Origin of the sequence: Streptomyces sp. TBY4 (genome assembly GCF_024213195.1) — a bacterium.
Classification (GTDB): domain Bacteria; phylum Actinomycetota; class Actinomycetes; order Streptomycetales; family Streptomycetaceae; genus Streptomyces.
In genome coordinates, this window is sequence record NZ_JANAVF010000001.1 from 913,161 (window position 1) to 929,894 (window position 16,734).

Below are 16,734 nucleotides of genomic sequence, written 5' to 3' on the forward strand. Positions count from 1 at the left end.
GTCGCAGGGGCTGCCTCCGCTGGAGGAGCGCCTGGCCGGGCTGCGCGCAGCCCCGTACCGCCCCTCGGTCGTTCACAGGTGTGGCGGTCAGTTCACCTGCCGCTCCCGGCCGGACCAGTACGGCTCGCGGAGCTTGAACTTCTGGATCTTGCCGGTGGCCGTACGCGGGATGGTGGCGCGGAACTCGACCGTCGTCGGCGCCTTGTACCCGGCCAGTCGCTGCTTGCAGTGGGCGATGATCTCCGCCTCCTGGACGGCCCCTCCCCCGGATCCCTCGGCTCCCTCGACGAGCACCACGAGGGCCTTGATCGTCTCTCCCCACTTCTCGTGCGGCACCCCGATGACGGCGACCTCCGCGACCGCCGGATGGCTGAAGATCGCGTCCTCCACCTCGATCGAGGACACGTTCTCGCCGCCGGTGATGATCACGTCCTTCTTCCGGTCGGAGATCGTCAGATGGCCGTCGGCCTCGTCGACCGTGCCGCCGTCGCCGGTGTGGAACCAGCCGTCCCGCAGCGCGGCCGCGGTCTCCTCCGGCTTCTCCCAGTACCCCTCCAGCACGACGTTCGACCTGGCCAGGACCTCGCCGTCCTCGGAGACCCGCAGCTTGACCCCGAGCGCGGGCAGCCCCGCGCGGGAGAGCCTGCGCGCCCGTTCCCCGGCCGGCAGCTCCGCGTCGGCGGGGCGGGTCCGGTTGAAGGTGAGCAGCGGCGAGGTCTCGGTCAGGCCGTAGATCTGCGTGAACTCCCAGCCCAGCTCCTCGCCCATGCGCTGGATCGTCCGGCTCGGTGGCGGGGCGCCCGCGCAGACGACGCGTACCCGGTCGCGGCCCGGGATCTCTCCCTCCCAGGTCGCCGCCGCGTCCAGCACGGTGTTCCACACGGCGGGCGCACCGCACATCAGCGTCACGCCGTGTTCCTCGACCCGGCGCAGGATCTCGGCGCCGTCGACCTTGCGCAGCACGACCTGCTTCACGCCGAGCCCGGCCATCACGAAGGGCATGCCCCAGCCGTTGCAGTGGAACATCGGCAGCGTGTGCAGGTAGACGTCCCGCTCCCAGACCCGGGTGTGCAGGCCGAAGGTGAGCCCGTTCACCCAGATGTTGCGGTGGGTCAGCTGCACCCCCTTGGGGCGGGCGGTGGTCCCCGAGGTGTAGTTGATCGTCGCCGTCGCGTCCTCGTCCGGGTGCGACCAGGGGCGCGGCTCCACCCCGAAGCGCATGAGCTCGGCGTCGGTCTGCGGCCCGAGGACGAAGCGGTGGCGGGCCTTGACCCCCGACAGCGCCTCGTCCAGTTCCGGGTCGACGAGCAGCACCGAGGCCCCGCTCTGCCGGACCACGTAGTCGACCTCCTCCGGCTTCAGCCGGAAGTTGACCGGCACGCACACGCGCCCGCTCATCGGCACCGCGAAGAGCAGCTCCAGGAGCCGGGCGGAGTTGTGGCTGACCACCGCCACGCGCTCGCCCTCGCCGACCCCCAGCGCGTCGAATCCCGCCTGCCAGGCCCGTACGCGCTCGCCGAGCCTCCCGTAGGTCGAGTCGGGGACGGGCGGACCGGGCTGGTCCGGCTCGTCCACGACGCCCGGACTGGACGAGAACCCCAGCTCCGCCCGGTCGAGGAAGTCCGTGACGGTCATGGGAATCCGCATTGCTCTCTCCTAGGGTCCCGAATCCCGAACAGCTGCCCGGAGTGCGCGCACGCCGCCGTCCGTCGATGGCCGGGCGGGGCGGCGGCTCTCCGCTCTCCACGAACGAGAACGATTGCGGGTGATCTCGGTCGTGCCAGGCATCGTGCCGTGTCCGGGGTACGGCCACCAGAGCGCGGCGGGGCGGGGCGGCCGGGGCTTTCCGGCCGGGCCCTGCGGCTGAGGCGGGGCTCAGCCGCGGACGGCCCCGAAGCGGACGGAGCCACTCGAACGGCCCCCGTCCCCTCCCTCTCCCACCTCTCCCATGGCGGCGAGGAGCACCTCCCCCTCGGCAACGATCTCCTCTCTACGGGCCTTGGAGACGGCGGAGAACAGCTCGACGGTCAGCGTCGGGCCGTCCAGCTTCCAGAGCCCGGCGAGGAAACCGTCGAGGAGCAGCGTGCAGTGGGACTGGTTCCCGGACCAGGTGCTGCCCTTCAGCTCGGGCGCGATCACCCGGGAGCGGTCGGCGTGGGAGAGGAGCAGGTTGTCGAACTCCGGCAGGAAGCGGGGCGGAGCGGGCTGCCCGGCATCGGGGCGGGGCCCGTCGGGCAGGTCGAACAGCTCGACGCCGTTCTCGTCCTCGAACACCTCCAGGCCGGGCCGCAGCCGCTCGAAGGCCTCGCGCAGCCGGGTCAGCCCGGCCCACGTCTGCATGTCCTTGACGGAGGCGGGCCCGAAGGCCCCGAGATACCGCAGCACCACGTCGTCGATCCCCGAGCCCTCTCCGAGCTCCCGCACCTCCCCTCCCTCTCCCACCCACTCGCTCAAGGTGGTGAGGCGGACCTGTCCGCTCTTCCCCCACACCCCGCGCGGTGTGACCTGGACGAGCGGCAGCCGGCAGCGCGCGGCCACGGACAGCGACTGCGGGTCGGCTCCGGGCCACTCCTTGAGCAGCTCCTCGCGTATCTCCGCCATGGTCCGCGGCTCGGCCTCCACGAACGCCCGCGCGCGCTCGGCCAGCCTGTCCAGGTCCACTCCGACCAGGCCCTTGCGGAAGTAGTTGATCTCCCGGTCGCGGGCGGGCTGGACGAGCGGGCGCAGGGTGAGCGCGTCGTGGACGGTGTGGGTGTGGATGGTGGACCGCATGGTGACCATCCGGACCGCCTGCCGGGACTCCATCAGCCCGGCGAGCTCGGCCGGATCGAATCCGGCGAGGCGGGCGTGGAGCTGGAAGTAGGGGGGCTTCACGTTCTGCGCCTGCAGCCCGAGCAGGTGTCCCGTGGCGTCCTGGGCGGACATCTCGGAGCGGGTCAGCAGCAGCTGGCGGGCGAGCGTGGCACGGTTCAACGCACGGGTGCCGAGTACGGGACGCTTCGTCTTGGAGGCCATGACAGCAACGTAGCGACCCATGCGGACACATGCTGTCCGCAACTCCGAACCGGTCCGCACCCACACCCACGGACCCCTACGGACCCCCACGGACACCCAGGGACCCCCACTCCCTCCCTCAACCCTTTCACCCGGATATCCTGCACCTTGCCCATAAACACCCGTTCGACCGGGAGCTGACTGCGATGCCGGAGCGACCAGACCGCCGCCCCTCGCCCTCCCCCTCCTCGCCCTCACCCTCCTCCCCCTCACCCGCCTCCCCGCCCGCGAAGCGCGTGGGCTGGCGACGCCCGGCCGCCGCTCCCGCCGCTCCCCCGGCCGCACCCCCGCGGGCGCCGAAGCCACCGCCCCCGGCCCCCACTCCCGCGGACCACCGCAGCGTGATCGACTCCGCCGTCTACCGCGACGGGGTCCGGGTCGCCTCCCCCACCACGCTCGCCGACACCTTCCGCCGGCTGCGCGAACAGCCCGACGGCATGGCCTGGATCGGTCTGCACCGCCCGACCGAATCCGAACTCCACTCCCTGGCGGGCGAGTTCAACCTCCACCCGCTCTCCATCGAAGACGCCCTGGAGGCCCACCAGCGCCCCAAGCTGGAGCGCTACGGAGACACCCTCTTCGTCGTCCTGCGCGCCGCCCGCTACCTGGACGCCCTGGAAGAGGTCGACTTCGGCGAGCTCCACATCTTCGTCGGCCCCGACTTCCTGATCACGGTCCGCCACGGCGCGGCCCCGGACCTCTCGGCGGTCCGCCGCCGCATGGAGGAGTCCCCCGAACTCCTGTCCCTGGGCCCGGAAGCCGCCCTCTACGCCATCCTCGACGCGGTGGTCGACGGCTACGCCCCCGTGGTCGAAGGCGTCCAGATCGACATGGACGAGATCGAGACCGAGGTCTTCAGCGGAGACCCGGAAGTCTCCCGCCGCATCTACGAACTCTCCCGCGAAATGGTCGAGTTCCAGCGCGCCACCCGCCCCCTGGTGGGCATGCTCCACAACCTGATGGCCGGCTTCGCGAAGTACGGCACGGACGAGGAACTCCAGCGCTACCTCCGCGACGTAGCCGACCACGTCACCCACACCAGCGAACGCGTGGACGGCTTCCGCCAGGCCCTCACCGAAATCCTCACGGTCAACGCCACCCTGGTCTCCCAACAACAGAACGCCGAAATGCGAGCCCTGGCCGAAGCCGGCTTCGAACAGAACGAGGAGATCAAGAAGATCTCCTCCTGGGCCGCCATCCTCTTTGCACCCACACTCGTGGGAACCATCTACGGCATGAACTTCGAGGACATGCCGGAGTTGAAGTGGGCAGGGGGCTACCCATTCGCAATCCTGCTGATGGCGGTCGTCTGCGTGAGCCTCTACGTCATCTTCAAGAAGCGCGACTGGCTGTAGAAAGTCGGCAAGAGCCCCTGATCGAATTCGCTACAGCGAACATCTCCGCGGGGTCAATCCGGGGCCCTGGGGAGAATCTGGGGAGAATGCGCAGTGCCAGGGAGCGAGCCGCGCCTCTCCCACCTGCTGCTCCACGCGTTCCGTGCGCTTCTGCTTGGGTCGGACAGCCGCTGTTTACCGTCACCGAGAGTGCTGGCGAGCACCACGCCAGCGCTTCCCTGGGAGCCGCCGAACGGCCCGCAGAGCATCCACCACACCGGCGTGCCCTGGACCAACTCCATCGGCTCCTGCGAGTGTCGAGTCACCCGTGGCGATTCTGCTCCCGTCGCCCTGGGCAGCGCGAAAACAAGCAACCGTTGAGGAAGCTCCTCAGCGACCGTCTCGGAGACTTCGTGCTGGTAAGCCATACGGCTGGCCAACGGGCCTGCAATGCTTCTCGGATGACCAGCAAGAGCAGGGGGCGTAGCAAGCGGGCCCAGCTCCCCGTGCCTGTGCAGCAAAGCGAACCGAACAGCGGACCTGGCGAGGCCTTGTGGGTGTCGACGCGTTCGGGAGCACGCGCCGGCCGTGGGTTCCACTACCAAGACGCTGTAGGGGCGTGGCTGTGCGGCCGCATTCTGTCCGGCGCCCTCGACTCCGATCGCATCGTCCCGGAGGGCCTGGAAGACCTCTCGTGTGATGGACCGACACCCTGGCACGTCCAGGTGAAGTCCCGCCAGGAACGGATCGGCGACTTCACCGCACCCGAGGTCGCCGAGCACCTCGTCGCCATGGCCCTGGCGCACGCGAAGCGTGTACAGGCTCGACTGGAGGGTCGGCCCCTTCTTGTCCTCGAACGGCCGGTTGAAGGGGAATGGTTCACCCAGTGGGGCGACCCCTTGAGTGACCTACCGCGAGGCCACCGGTTGCTACAGGCATTCAACGCGAAGGCCTCGAAGGCCGGCCTGACCAAAGATGAAATCGACGCATGGTGCAATGCCGCCAGTCTCTACGTCTTGCCATGGCGTGCCGCCGCCGACGACACCCGCACCGCTGTAGCCCAACGGCTCGGGCTGCTGCCGGTAGCTGCAGAGGCAGTCGTGCTGGCCCTGCGCAGCGCCGTCGCAAGACGGGCCGATGCCAACGCTGAGACGACCCTGTCGGGAGCGGCAGGACTGAGTCGAACGAACATTGCAGGGATTGCGACCGAGGTCGCGGAAACCATCGACCGTGCATCGCTGGAGGAGGCACTGGCCACGGGCCTCTGCGAGCCTGTCGACTTCGACCGGCCGCTCCAGGCCGCCGGCTTCCACGAAGGCGTCAACGTGCAGCCCGGCCACATCACTGCCGGGCTTCCGGCCCCCAGGCCTGTCCTGACCGGGCGGGTGGCGGATGCGATCCATCGGGGGCAGAGCGTCCTCGTGACCGGCCCGTCGGGCATCGGCAAGTCCGCCGTGATGTGGACGGCTGCCTACGTGACCAGACACGTGCTCTGGTACCGCATCAGGCGGCTCCAGGCGGACGATGCGGTCCCGCTCGTAAGGCTTGCGAGGGCGTTGCAACCCACGACCCGCTCTCCGGTCGGATTCGTGGTGGACGGCATCGGTATCGGAGCGGCCGAGGCATGGGATGTCCTCTACCGCGAGCTCGCCCCGATCCCCGGTGTCCTGCTCCTCGGCTCGGTCCGGAGCGAGGACCTTCTGCCCCTCCGAAGCCGGGTCGACTGTACCCAGATCGAGGTCACCCTCGATGAGGAGGTCGCCGAGCAGATCCACGCCGGGTTGTCGGCCACCGGCACCACGGCTGCCGCGCATTGGCGGGAAGCGTACGACGCGGCAAACGGCCTGACCCTGGAATTCACGCATCTACTCACCCGCGGACGCAGGCTCTCGGATGTCCTGTCAGAGCAGGTCGAGCGGCGCGTGGCCGAAGGACGCCAGGCAGAGATCGAGATCCTGGCCAGGATCTCGATCGCCCACCAGTGGGGCGTCGATCTGCCCGTACGGGCACTTCAGCAACAGCTGGGCCTTGGAGACACGGACCTTCGCACGGCGTTGTCCCGCCTTGCCGATGAGCATCTCGTCCACGAACGGCGGGGACTCCTGTCCGGGCTGCACCAACTGCGCTCGGCGCATCTGGCCGACGCCGTACACGCGATTCCGCCGCCGATCTTGGACGAGACCGTACTCGCGGTGATGCGCATACTGACGGACTCACAGCTTCAGCCGTTCATCGCCGGCGTCCTCACCGAACACCCCGTGCTGGATCCCGTCGTACTGGACCAGCTCGCGGTCGAACTCGGCCAGCGCCCCTCCGTAAAGGCGACCACCGGCGTTCTGCAGGCTCTACGGCTGGTCGACGTCAACCGCACTGCGGCCGACTGGCTCCGGACCCTCGACCGACACCGGATCCCACCCGCGTTGCGCCGCACCACCCTTCAGTTCGCGCTCGTGGACGGGGACCTGCTGCCGCAGCTCAAACCCGAGATCGCCGCGGCCATCACCGAGATCCGAGCGGCGGATACCTCCGGTTCGCCGCTGCGCAACGCGCTCGTGGAACGGCTCGGCAAAGCAGCGATCTGCCTCCTCCTGTCCCAGTGCGAGGAGCCCGTCGAATCCCAGCGGTTGCTCGCCGTCCTTGCCGGGACTGGTCTGGATCTCGCGGGTGGGCCGAAGGTGCTCGCCGATTCGCCATTCGGCCAGCTACTCGCCAGCGCACCGGTCGATCTCCTCGGGGACATCCTCTCCACAGCCCGGACCGCATCGGTGCCCCTGGCCGAACAGCTCTTGCAACTCGCAGGCGGGGAGGAACGTGTGCTGGACACCCTCGTGGCCCGTTCACCGTGGGTCACTGAGGCGTCCATCGTCGATCGCGAAGGGAGCCGGGTCGCATACGCCCGTCTCCTCCACGTATCGGACCAGGCACGACCGGACGCCGAACAGGAGGTCAGGGAGCTCGGGCGGATGCTGCTGCGCTGCCTTCCACAGTGCGAGAGTGCCGACATCCAAAATCTGCTACCCGGTGGGCTGCCCCTGACCATTGGTGACTTCACCAGCGGGGTCAGCCTTCTGAAGCGGCAATACGACAGATCGCCCGCCACGGTGGCGTGGACTCGCACCCGCACACTGATCGGCGCAACGGTGGCTGGCCATACCGACTGGACCACCCGCACCGCAACCGCAGCCTCCTCACTCCCCGTGCTCCACCAATACCTGACGGATCTGACCCAAGCCTGGTGCGTCGGTCGCGGTCGACCCAAAGAGGTCGAAGGCCTACGCACGACGCAGGCAGCGCTACTGGACTGGGCCGCGTCACTGACGCTCCCCGTCGACACTTCGTTCCTGTCCACGCTCCCCGTCGGCGACGACGTTCCAGGAGGTGGAAGCGACCACCTGCAACACCTGGTGAACGGGATCGCCGAGAACCTCACGCGAAGGCTCGCCGACCCCAACGGGTATGCAGCGCTCGCCAGCTACGTCGGCGACAGCCTGCCAAGCCTCGCCATGCAGGTGCGGGATGAGGAGCGCTGGCACCTCATCGGCCAGGACCCTCCGGATGTCCTCGATCACCTCGTGAGGAACCTCGCAGACCTGCATGCCGTTCTGGCCGAACTCGCCTGGGGCACCCTCGGACACAAGGAGCTCAGGGCCGCGGCGCGATCAGGACCATCCGCGCAGGCACTCTCTCGGGCAGCAGACCTTGCCCGCCGAGCCGCCGGCGCACGAGCAGAGGCCCTGCCCCTGAAACTCCAGTCCAGCGCCAGGGCAGCAGGGATCCGCATCAGCGTGTACACCAGACCTGTCTCAGACGCGGACTCAACGGAGTGGCCTGCCGCGGAACTTGCGGTGGGTGTGGAGCTCGCCGAACTCACTCAGTGGCCGACGGCAGTGGAACAGCTGTGCTCGCTGCTGAAGCACGATCCCGGCTCCCAGGGCAGCCGCAGGGCCGTCCTGCTCGTTCCCTTTGTCGACGGCAAGCCAGTCAGGCTCATGGCGCAACAGCTTCAGACGGCCCTGTGGCCGGGGACCGGCCTCTTCGACGCTTGGAGCACCGAGCTTCCTGAAGGACACCCGACCCCACTCACCGATGCTGCCATCGACGCCCACCAGGCCCTCCAATGCCTCTCCGGGCTGGCTCACCTCGCGACGCTCAGGGACACAGACGCGAGGCACCAGAGCACCGCCGACGAGGCGGTGGCGCAGTTCCAACAGGCACGCAGCGTGGTTGGTGGACTACGCCAGGGGGATCCGGTCATCGCTGCGATCCTCGACTTCCTCGACACCCTCGCTCGTCGGGTGGAGAGAGAGATCGCCGAGGGCCCTGCCTTCCAGGACTCTGGCGTGGCGAACCTCGCTAGCGCCATCGCCCAAGGGGCGACCGCGCATCCAACAGAGGACTACCTCCAGCTGGACGGCATGACGGCCATCACCCTGCAATGGGACCTCGACCCCGACCATGCGGCGCGTCTCTTCGCTGCGACCGACGGTTGAGGGCATCGGCGGGTCGAGGTGGTTCGTCACCCTTCGGTGAGACCGGTAGTGCTCCGGTGCGACGAAACCAGGTCCTCAGGTACGTACTCGGGCACCGTGCCGAGTAGTGCGTCGATGGCCGCGCGGCCCTTGCCGCCGGCCTCCGGCATGAAGTGGGCGTAGTGGTCGAGGGTGATGGTCGGACTTGAGTGACCGAGCCACCGGGCGAGCGTCACGATGGACTCCCCCGCTTCGAGGAGGACCGAGGCGTACGTGTGCCGGAGCACGTGGAAGCCGTCCTTGCGTGAAGCCTTCCACCGCGCACCCTTCTCCCGTACGGGAATGATTCCGGCCGCGGCGAGGGCCGGCTTCCAGGCCTCGTCGTTGAAGATGTTGGCGCGGATGGCGTTGCCGTACGTCGTCGTGAGGACGAGCGGGAAGCTCTGCTTCTCCCGGTCGGGCTCCGGTCCGCCCCAGGGGAGCTCGACGTCGACCGCCGGATGGTCGGGGAAGTACGCGGCCAGTTCCGCAGCCACCGAGCGGGGCATGTCGACGATGCGCGTCTTGCCGCCCTTGGGCAGGGCGAAGTAGAGGCGCCCGGAGAGAAGTTGCACCTGTCTGCGCACTCGGATGACGCCGCGTTCGAAGTCGATGTCCTTCGGCGACAGCCCGAACACCTCTCCCTGGCGCAGCCCACACCCCAGCGCGACGACGACCGCGATCCGGTACCGAGGATTGATCACGTCCCGTACCCGCTGCGCCGTTGCCAGCGGCCACGCGTCACGATCCTCGTCTGGGGCCTTCGGCCAACGCACCGTCTTGGCCCGCATCGGGTTGCGGACGAGGCGCTTGTCGTCGATCGCGGTCTCGAAGATGTTCGATAGAGAGGTGAGGATCTGCCGGGCGTACCGTGGAGAGCACTCGCCTTCGAGCGTGGCTATGTAGCCGCGCAGGACGGTCGCCGACACGTCGCGCAGCGCCACCGCACCGAGGTGCGGAAGGATGTGGAGTCGTACACGCTCGTCAACTCGTTTGACCGTGCCCGGCGCGCCGCGAACGCCGGCGCGCCAGTGGCGCGTGACGAAGTCCGTCAAGGTGATGGAGCCGTCGCGCGGGTCGACGAACTCGCCCCGCTCGCTGTCGGTGCCGGACCGCCGGAGCCACCCCTTGGCGTCCTCCAGCACATCGAACGACATGTCCCGGACGCCCGGGATTCCAGCGACACGATACCGAGACCCCTTGCCGTAACGGGTCGTACGCTCACGCTTCCCTGTGACGGGATCCTTCTTCTTTTTGATCCAACGGTCTTCGATATAGCCAGCCAAAGAATTCCTCGGATTAAGGGTTGCACGTAGGGCGGGTGGTAAGGCCGGGTAGATCGGTCAGGCCGTGGCCGAGTACCCGGCGCGGCGCTGAGGGGCGGCATTCACCGGATTTAGGGAAGTGTTACTGCGGGAGTCCGCCTGCTCCTGTTCCCGGATCCACTCGTCAAGCGTTTCGATCCGGTACATCACGCGTCCGCTCCGCCCCATACGAAAACTCGGCGGACCCTGGCGACGGTGCCGCCACACGTAAAGGGTGTCGGGTGACAGACCCAGGTATTCGGCGGTTTCACGCACGTTCAGAAACCCCCTCCGCAGCGGCGACACACGGGGAGACATACGGACATTCGCCAGCAATTCACTGTCACAAGCAGCACTTCGCACGTATCGAAACCTTCGGGGTCTTCCGTCGACAGCCTGTGGCGACGGACATCGGGCATGACGAGTCCGCCCCCACTTACTGTCAGGCAGGTGGAGCGGACTACTTCAATGGTCTGGAGAATCCCCGGTTTGGCTGACCGGGGATCGTCGGGTATAAGCCGGGGCGGCATCACGGCGCACCCACCCCGGACCCCTACGTCGCGGGCTGGAGCAAGGCGAGTGGGGAGACACCGAGGGCGGCCGCAATGGCGACGAGGTCATCCACGTCGCAGCGCCGGCGGGTGCGTTCGATGCGGGACAGCATGGTGTTGGTCATGGGGTGGCCGAGCTCGGTGACACGGGCAGCGAGCTCTCGCTGGGCGAATCCGCGCGAGGTGCGCAGCCGCTCGATGGCGTGGGCGGTCCGCTCTCCGGCGGGACCGATTTCCGTAGCTCTCCGGGGCATGCGTCTGTTGTAGCTCGGGTTCCCGGGTTCTCGTAATCACGGAAGCCCAGACATGGGACTTTGGAGCCCGTTTCGCGGAGAACGAACTGGCGATTCACGCATAGGCGGCCATTGCGGAACTAGGAGCCATCTCGGACCACAGAGGTACGCACACCATCAGTGGCTCCGGCGGCGGAAACATAGATCGGCTCGCCTACCCCGGTCAATGGCTTTCGCGGTGCGATCTCCCTCGCTCTCCCCACGCCGTCGACTTTTTGGTCAACCGGGGATTCGCCCTTACTGTGAAGACGTTCGCGATCAGCGATGCGATCTGGCGCTTTTCGAGTGCGGATTCGCTGGACTTGCGCGGGCCGGGTGTGGCTGTCTTGGCCAAGCACCCCCTGACAAAGGAATCGGCTCCCGGCGTTGCAGCGCCGAGAGCCGATGGGAGTCCCTTGTCCAAACCGCCCACTCCTGAACGGATCTGAGGAACGTCTATGCCCAACAGTACGGCCGAAGCAGCCGTCCGCACACCCGCGCCCACCCCGGCGTCGCCGTCCCAGCAGCAGGCGAAGGCGGGGCGATAGGCATGGCACGCATCCGCACCATCAAGCCGGAAGCCTTCAGCTCCGAATCGCTGGCCGCCGTCAGCATCACCGCGGAGCGGACGTTCTTCGGCCTGCTCACCCAGGCCGACGACCACGGCCGGTTCCGAGACCAGTCCGCCGTCATCGCGGGCCTCTTGTGGTCCCTGCGCCCCGAACACGGCCCCATCGAGGTCGAGGACGACCTCACCCAGCTCGCCGGCAATGAACTCATCTGCCGGTACGAGGGCGAGGACGGCAAGCGGTACCTGCACATCGTGACCTTCTCCAAGCACCAGAAGGTCAACCGCCCCAGCGGTGTCCGGCACCCGAACTGCCCCTACCACGACGGCGGCCGGGTACCCCTGACTTCACCGCTGGCGCAGGGAGGGCTCCGGGAGGCGTCCGTGCACCATCCGGCACCCGTCCCGGAGCTCGCACCCACACCTCATGCCGCTTCGATGATCCCAATAGCCGCAGGTCAGGACGATTTCAGTGCGCCCTCCGTGCAGCATCAGCAGGAAGTCCGGGAGCCTGCGGCGAGCCCTCACGGTCCGGATCTAGGACCTAGGATCATGGATCTAGGATCTCCGTTGGGAGGCGCGAGCGCCCCCGCCACACCCCAGACCGCAACGGCCCAGAAACTGGTCGCCGAGTACGCCGCCGCGTGCGGGAAGCGCCCTCCGGAGAAAGTCCTGGGCCACGTCGGCCGGGAGATCAGCAAGCTGCTGCACGAAGGCATCGACCCGGACCACATCCGCGCCGGGGTCGATCGCATGCGCCTCAAGAGCCTCTACCCGAGCCTGCTGCCCAGTCTGGTCAACGAGGCCATGAACCCGCCCCAGGCCAGTGCTGGCGCCCGCCGGGCCCCTCAGCCGTACACCAACCCCGTTGACGCCGAAGCCGCTTACGGAGGCCAGCTGTGACCACCGCGACCCGCGAACCCCAGCGTGCTGGCACCCTGGCAGCCCGTCTCCAGGCCATTCTCGCTGCCAAGGGCATCGACCCCGACACCGCACCCGCCGGGCCCACAGTGGAGCCGGTGACCGCCCTGGATCTCGCCGACCGTCGCATCCCGCCCCGCTACCGCGAGGCACTCGCCACCCAACCCGAAGTCCTGGGCTGGGTGGAGGCGGTCACCCGCGCCGGGCGAAACGGGCCGGCCGGTACCCGGGGCATCGCCTACGGCCCCTCGCTGCTGATCGCCGGACCCACCGGCATCGGCAAGACCCATCAGGCCTACGGAGCCGTCCGCTCGCTGCTGGCCGCCGGAGTACGCCTGCGCTGGCAGGCGGTCACCTCCGCCGACCTCTACGCCCAGCTCCGGCCCCGGCCCAACCACGACCCCGAGCGGGAGATCCAGGAGCTCGGCCGGTGCCCGCTGCTGATCCTGGACGACCTCGGCGCGGCCAAGCAGTCCGAGTGGACCGAGGAGCTGACGTACCGGCTGATCAACCGCCGCTACACCGAGATGCTCCCGACCCTGATCACCACCAACCTGCCGATCGCGGAACTCCGCAACGCAGTCGGGGACCGCGTCGCCTCCCGCCTGGCAGAGATGACCACCCGCGTCATCCTCAACGGCCCGGACCGCCGACGCACCCAGCCGTCGGGCTCCTGACCACCACGGTCCCCGCCCGGGCCGGTCCCCGTCATCGTGAGGACCGAACCACTGACCCGAGCCGTCCGGGGACCGTCCCCACCCCGCTCCCGGTCCCGTCCCCATGACGGTCCCCAACCCGGTCCTGGTCCCCAAACGAGCCCCGGTCCCGCCTGACGACGCCCTCGCCCAGGAGGGGACCGACAGCTGTCGATCGGGGACCGTCCCCTGATTGCGCTGCTCGCGCCGACCGCCACGGGGACCGGTCCCCAACTCTGTTTCCGCAGGTCACCCCCGCCTGACGTCCCCCGACTCAGTGGGGACCGTCCCTACGGTCCCCACCATCCGGGACCGCCCTGCGGCGGTTCGGGGACCGTCAGGTCACCACGTAGGGGACCGTCCCCACCCACGACTACGGGGACCGAGACGGGACCGGTCCCCCACGCCCCTACGGCCGGGGACCGAGCGCCTCCCCGAAACGGGACCGTCCCCGCCCGGTCCCCGGACAGCACCGGCAGCGTCTCGCGTCACGAGCGAGCGGTCCCCAACCGGTCGACCCCGCCCAACAACCCCTTCACACGACCAGCCTCTACCGCTTCAAGGACACGCATGCACAACCCACCGCACGACGGTCCCAGCCACGACGAGCACATGCCCTCGCTTCCATCCTCAGGAGGAGCAAGTTGTACCCAGAGCATTGCTCCCGTCGGGAGCAATGCTCTGGGCTCCCCCACCCCAGGGGTGGCGGGAGCGGACCGGCACCAGGGGGTGCCGGTCCTTCGGGACGCGGCCAAGGCCGGATCGCACCACGAGACGGAGGGACTGCACACCTGCCACACCCCCCGCTGCACGCACACCGCCCCAACGACATCGCACGTGCGCCAGCGTGAACGCCTGCTCGCCGAGAAGAAGCGCATGCACCAGCCCAGTTGCCGCATGAACGACGAAGAATTCCAGCTCCTCACCCACGCCGCGTCCGCCTGCCACATGAGCATCGCCGGCTTCCTCGCCCACACCGCTCTGAAGGCCGCCCGCGATCTCGCCCACACCGAAGCCGAGATCGCCACCCACCGGGACATGGTCAGGGAGCTGTTCGCGCTGCGCCGGGCCCTCGGCCAGATCGGCAACAACCTCAACCAGGTCGCCACCGTCCTGAACTCCGGCGCCGACGCCCCGCATGCCAAGGCGGTCCTCGACGCTGTCCAGCGGACCGCCGAGCGCGTGGACGACTTCACCCAGCGCTACGTAGAGACGGAGACCCCCGCCGGATGATCCCCCGCATCCACAAGATGGGCACCCGCACCATCGGCCTGATCCGCTACCTCTACGGCCCCGGCACCCACGAGGAACACACCGACCCGCACCTCGTGGCGGCCTGGGACAGCCTGGTACCCGACCCCGGGCGCAACACGAAGGCCGCTTACGCGGACCTGCAAAGGCTCCTCGACCAGCCCGTCGAAGCCCTTCCCAAGTCACGGCGCCCCACCGAGCACGTCTGGCACCTGTCCGTACGTGCCGCGCCCGAGGACCCGATCCTCACCGACGAACAGTGGGGCGACATCGCCCGCCGCATGGTTGCCGCCACCGGCATGGCCCCCGAGGGTGACACCGCCGCCTGCCGCTGGGCAGCCGTCCGTCACGCCGACGACCACATCCACATCATCGCCACCACCGTCCGCGAGGACGGCCGCCGGCCTCGCCGCCACAACGAAGCCAAGCGCTCCCAGGCCGAAGCCCGTCTCATCGAGGCCCAATACGGCCTGCGCCGCCTCGACACCGGTGACGGAACCTCAGCCCAGCGCCCCACCAGCGCCGAACGCCACAAAGCCGACCGCCACCAGCGGGAACGCACCCCGAGGGAGGAACTGCGCGAGAGCGTCCGACGCGCGGCGGCCGGTGCCCGGAGCGAGGAGGAGTTCTTCGGCCGCCTCACCCATGCCGGTGTCCTCGTAAAGCAGCGCGTGGCGCCGTCCGGGGACCTCCTCGGCTACACCGTGGCCCTGCCCGACGACCGAAACAAGCACGGCGAGCCCGTCTTCTACTCGGGATCCAAGCTCGCCCCCGACCTCTCCCTGCCCCGCATCCGCGAACGCTGGACCCCGCCGGCAGAACCCTCCTCAGACGAAGTCGTCTCACCGGAGCAGCCCGATCTCCCGCCGGTGACCGGCCCGGCGTACGCCCGCCGCCGCGCCACCGCAGCTACCTGGCAGTCACTGCTGCTCATCGAGCACGGCGAGGATGGCACGGTAGCAGCCCAGATCGCCGCTGCCGGCGAGGTCCTCGACGCGCTCGCCAACACCTCCGCCGCCCACACCCGACGAGAACTCCGGGATGCAGCCTTCGCGTTCGAGCGGGCCTCGCGCTCCCACGTCCGCGCCGTACGCGGGCACGACCGCGCCCTGCGCCAGGCCGCGCACGACCTCACCCACAGCGGACCAGCCCTCGGCAGCGGAGAGGACGGCGCCACCACCGCCATGCTCATCGACACCGCGTTCTTCCTCGTCACCACGGCGGCGAACTGGCACGCCAAGAAGCACCACGCCCAGCAAGCCGAAGCCGCCCGTCAAGCCGCCGAACACCTAGGCGCCGCCTACGAGATCGCGGCCGCCCATCCGATGTCCGTGCTCCACCAGCGAGGCCGCTCCCTGTCACTGCAGCGACGACAGGCAGCCGTCCTACGCCAGGCGCTGCCCGAGATCGCCGAACAAGTTCTGGCCGAGCCGGGCTGGCCCGCCCTGGCGGCCACCCTCGCCGATACCCGGGCCGCAGGCCACAACCCGGACCGCCTCCTCGCAGAAGCCACGCGGCACCGGGAGCTGGACAGCGCCACCTCCGTCAGCGACGTCCTCGTCTGGCGTCTCCGCCGTCTCGCGCACCTGCCTGCCGATCCCGCAGCATCGCTCCCCCGGCGCACGGCGACCACACAACCGGCTCCGAAGGTCGCGAACAACACCTCCCGCCGACGCTGACGCCAGGACGCGTCCGTCCCTACATAGCCGACGATCCCCGGTCAGCCAAACCGGGGATTTTCCGGAGCATTGAAAACATCACCACCGACCCCACCCCGTAAGGAACCCCTGCATGCCCGAAACCGAACTGCGCGTCGAAATCATCGCCCTGCTGCTGGACGCGGACTTCAAGCTCCGGCCCGACACCAACACCTGGTCCCACAGTGACGGGCGCCCCTTCACACGGGCCGAACAGGCCACCGCCTTCCAGGCCACGCGCGCCGAACTCGAAGCCGTGGCAGCACTGAGCGCCCGCAACGCTGCGGCTGCCCTCGAGCAGGACACCGCCGTGGAGGCCCTCATCGAGCTCTTGTACTCGTACTTCGCCCGGCACCCCGAAGCCCGCATGGTCATGGACGTACTCCCGCACATGACAGAGGAAGACCGCACCGAGTACGAGCGCCTGTGCGCCATCGCCGCTCCGGATGGCGGCATATACCTCCCCTATGAAGACTGACGGGCCCTGAACAGCACTATGCGACCGGTGACCGGGTACCTCCCGGTCACCGGTCACAGGCGTTCCCGACGCGCAAGTCCGGCAGGCCTTACCCACTGGCA

12 protein-coding genes are annotated in these 16,734 nt (G+C 68.9%); 7 read left to right on the plus strand and 5 right to left on the minus strand.

The annotated features are described in order from the left end of the window. Positions 1-87 precede the first annotated feature (87 nt). Complete coding sequence (locus NLX94_RS04245) at positions 88-1,647, minus strand: AMP-binding protein (RefSeq protein ID WP_254381177.1); 1,560 nt, start codon at positions 1,645-1,647, stop codon at positions 88-90. 228 nt (positions 1,648-1,875) lie between these two features. Continuing rightward, on the minus strand, positions 1,876-3,015 hold the full coding sequence (locus NLX94_RS04250) for a winged helix DNA-binding domain-containing protein (RefSeq protein ID WP_254381178.1): 1,140 nt from the start codon (positions 3,013-3,015) through the stop codon (positions 1,876-1,878). A 185-nt stretch (positions 3,016-3,200) separates the two neighbouring features. On the opposite strand from NLX94_RS04250, the gene NLX94_RS04255 reads away from it, so the two are divergent. Both NLX94_RS04255 and NLX94_RS04260 read left to right on the plus strand, forming a co-directional pair. Next, positions 3,201-4,409, plus strand: a complete 1,209-nt coding sequence (locus NLX94_RS04255; protein ID WP_254381179.1) for a magnesium and cobalt transport protein CorA — start codon at positions 3,201-3,203, stop codon at positions 4,407-4,409. A gap of 440 nt (positions 4,410-4,849) precedes the next feature. Next, positions 4,850-8,878, plus strand: coding sequence for a hypothetical protein (locus NLX94_RS04260; RefSeq protein WP_254381180.1), 4,029 nt, complete (start codon positions 4,850-4,852; stop codon positions 8,876-8,878). Between the two features lie 26 nt (positions 8,879-8,904). Here NLX94_RS04260 and NLX94_RS04265 read toward each other — a convergent pair whose 3' ends face one another. The 3 genes from NLX94_RS04265 to NLX94_RS04275 form a co-directional block, all read right to left on the minus strand. Beyond that, on the minus strand, positions 8,905-10,182 hold the full coding sequence (locus NLX94_RS04265; RefSeq protein WP_052874263.1) for a site-specific integrase: 1,278 nt from the start codon (positions 10,180-10,182) through the stop codon (positions 8,905-8,907). Between the two features lie 57 nt (positions 10,183-10,239). Continuing rightward, entirely contained in the window at positions 10,240-10,518 is a 279-nt protein-coding gene (locus tag NLX94_RS04270; RefSeq protein WP_254381238.1) for an AlpA family transcriptional regulator, read from the minus strand. Positions 10,519-10,753: 235 nt separating this feature from the next. Then, the gene (locus NLX94_RS04275) at positions 10,754-11,005 is read right to left on the minus strand and encodes a helix-turn-helix domain-containing protein (RefSeq protein WP_052874264.1); all 252 of its coding nucleotides are present in this window, start codon (positions 11,003-11,005) and stop codon (positions 10,754-10,756) included. Positions 11,006-11,573: 568 nt separating this feature from the next. On the opposite strand from NLX94_RS04275, the gene NLX94_RS04280 reads away from it, so the two are divergent. From NLX94_RS04280 to NLX94_RS04300, 5 genes are all read left to right on the plus strand, one after another. Beyond that, positions 11,574-12,494 carry a hypothetical protein gene (locus tag NLX94_RS04280; protein WP_254381181.1) on the plus strand — a complete coding sequence of 307 codons (921 nt, stop codon included), beginning with the start codon at positions 11,574-11,576 and terminating at the stop codon, positions 12,492-12,494. Further along, positions 12,491-13,189, plus strand: coding sequence for an ATP-binding protein (locus NLX94_RS04285; RefSeq protein WP_052874266.1), 699 nt, complete (start codon positions 12,491-12,493; stop codon positions 13,187-13,189). The genes NLX94_RS04280 and NLX94_RS04285 overlap by 4 nt, the downstream gene beginning before the upstream one ends. Positions 13,190-14,044: 855 nt before the next feature. Further along, positions 14,045-14,440, plus strand: coding sequence for a DUF1778 domain-containing protein (locus NLX94_RS04290; protein ID WP_052874337.1), 396 nt, complete (start codon positions 14,045-14,047; stop codon positions 14,438-14,440). Continuing rightward, entirely contained in the window at positions 14,437-16,137 is a 1,701-nt protein-coding gene (locus NLX94_RS04295) for a relaxase/mobilization nuclease domain-containing protein (RefSeq protein ID WP_254381182.1), read from the plus strand. The genes NLX94_RS04290 and NLX94_RS04295 overlap by 4 nt, the downstream gene beginning before the upstream one ends. A 112-nt stretch (positions 16,138-16,249) precedes the next feature. Continuing rightward, complete coding sequence (locus NLX94_RS04300; protein ID WP_052874268.1) at positions 16,250-16,633, plus strand: hypothetical protein; 384 nt, start codon at positions 16,250-16,252, stop codon at positions 16,631-16,633. The last annotated feature ends 101 nt before the right edge of the window (positions 16,634-16,734 follow it).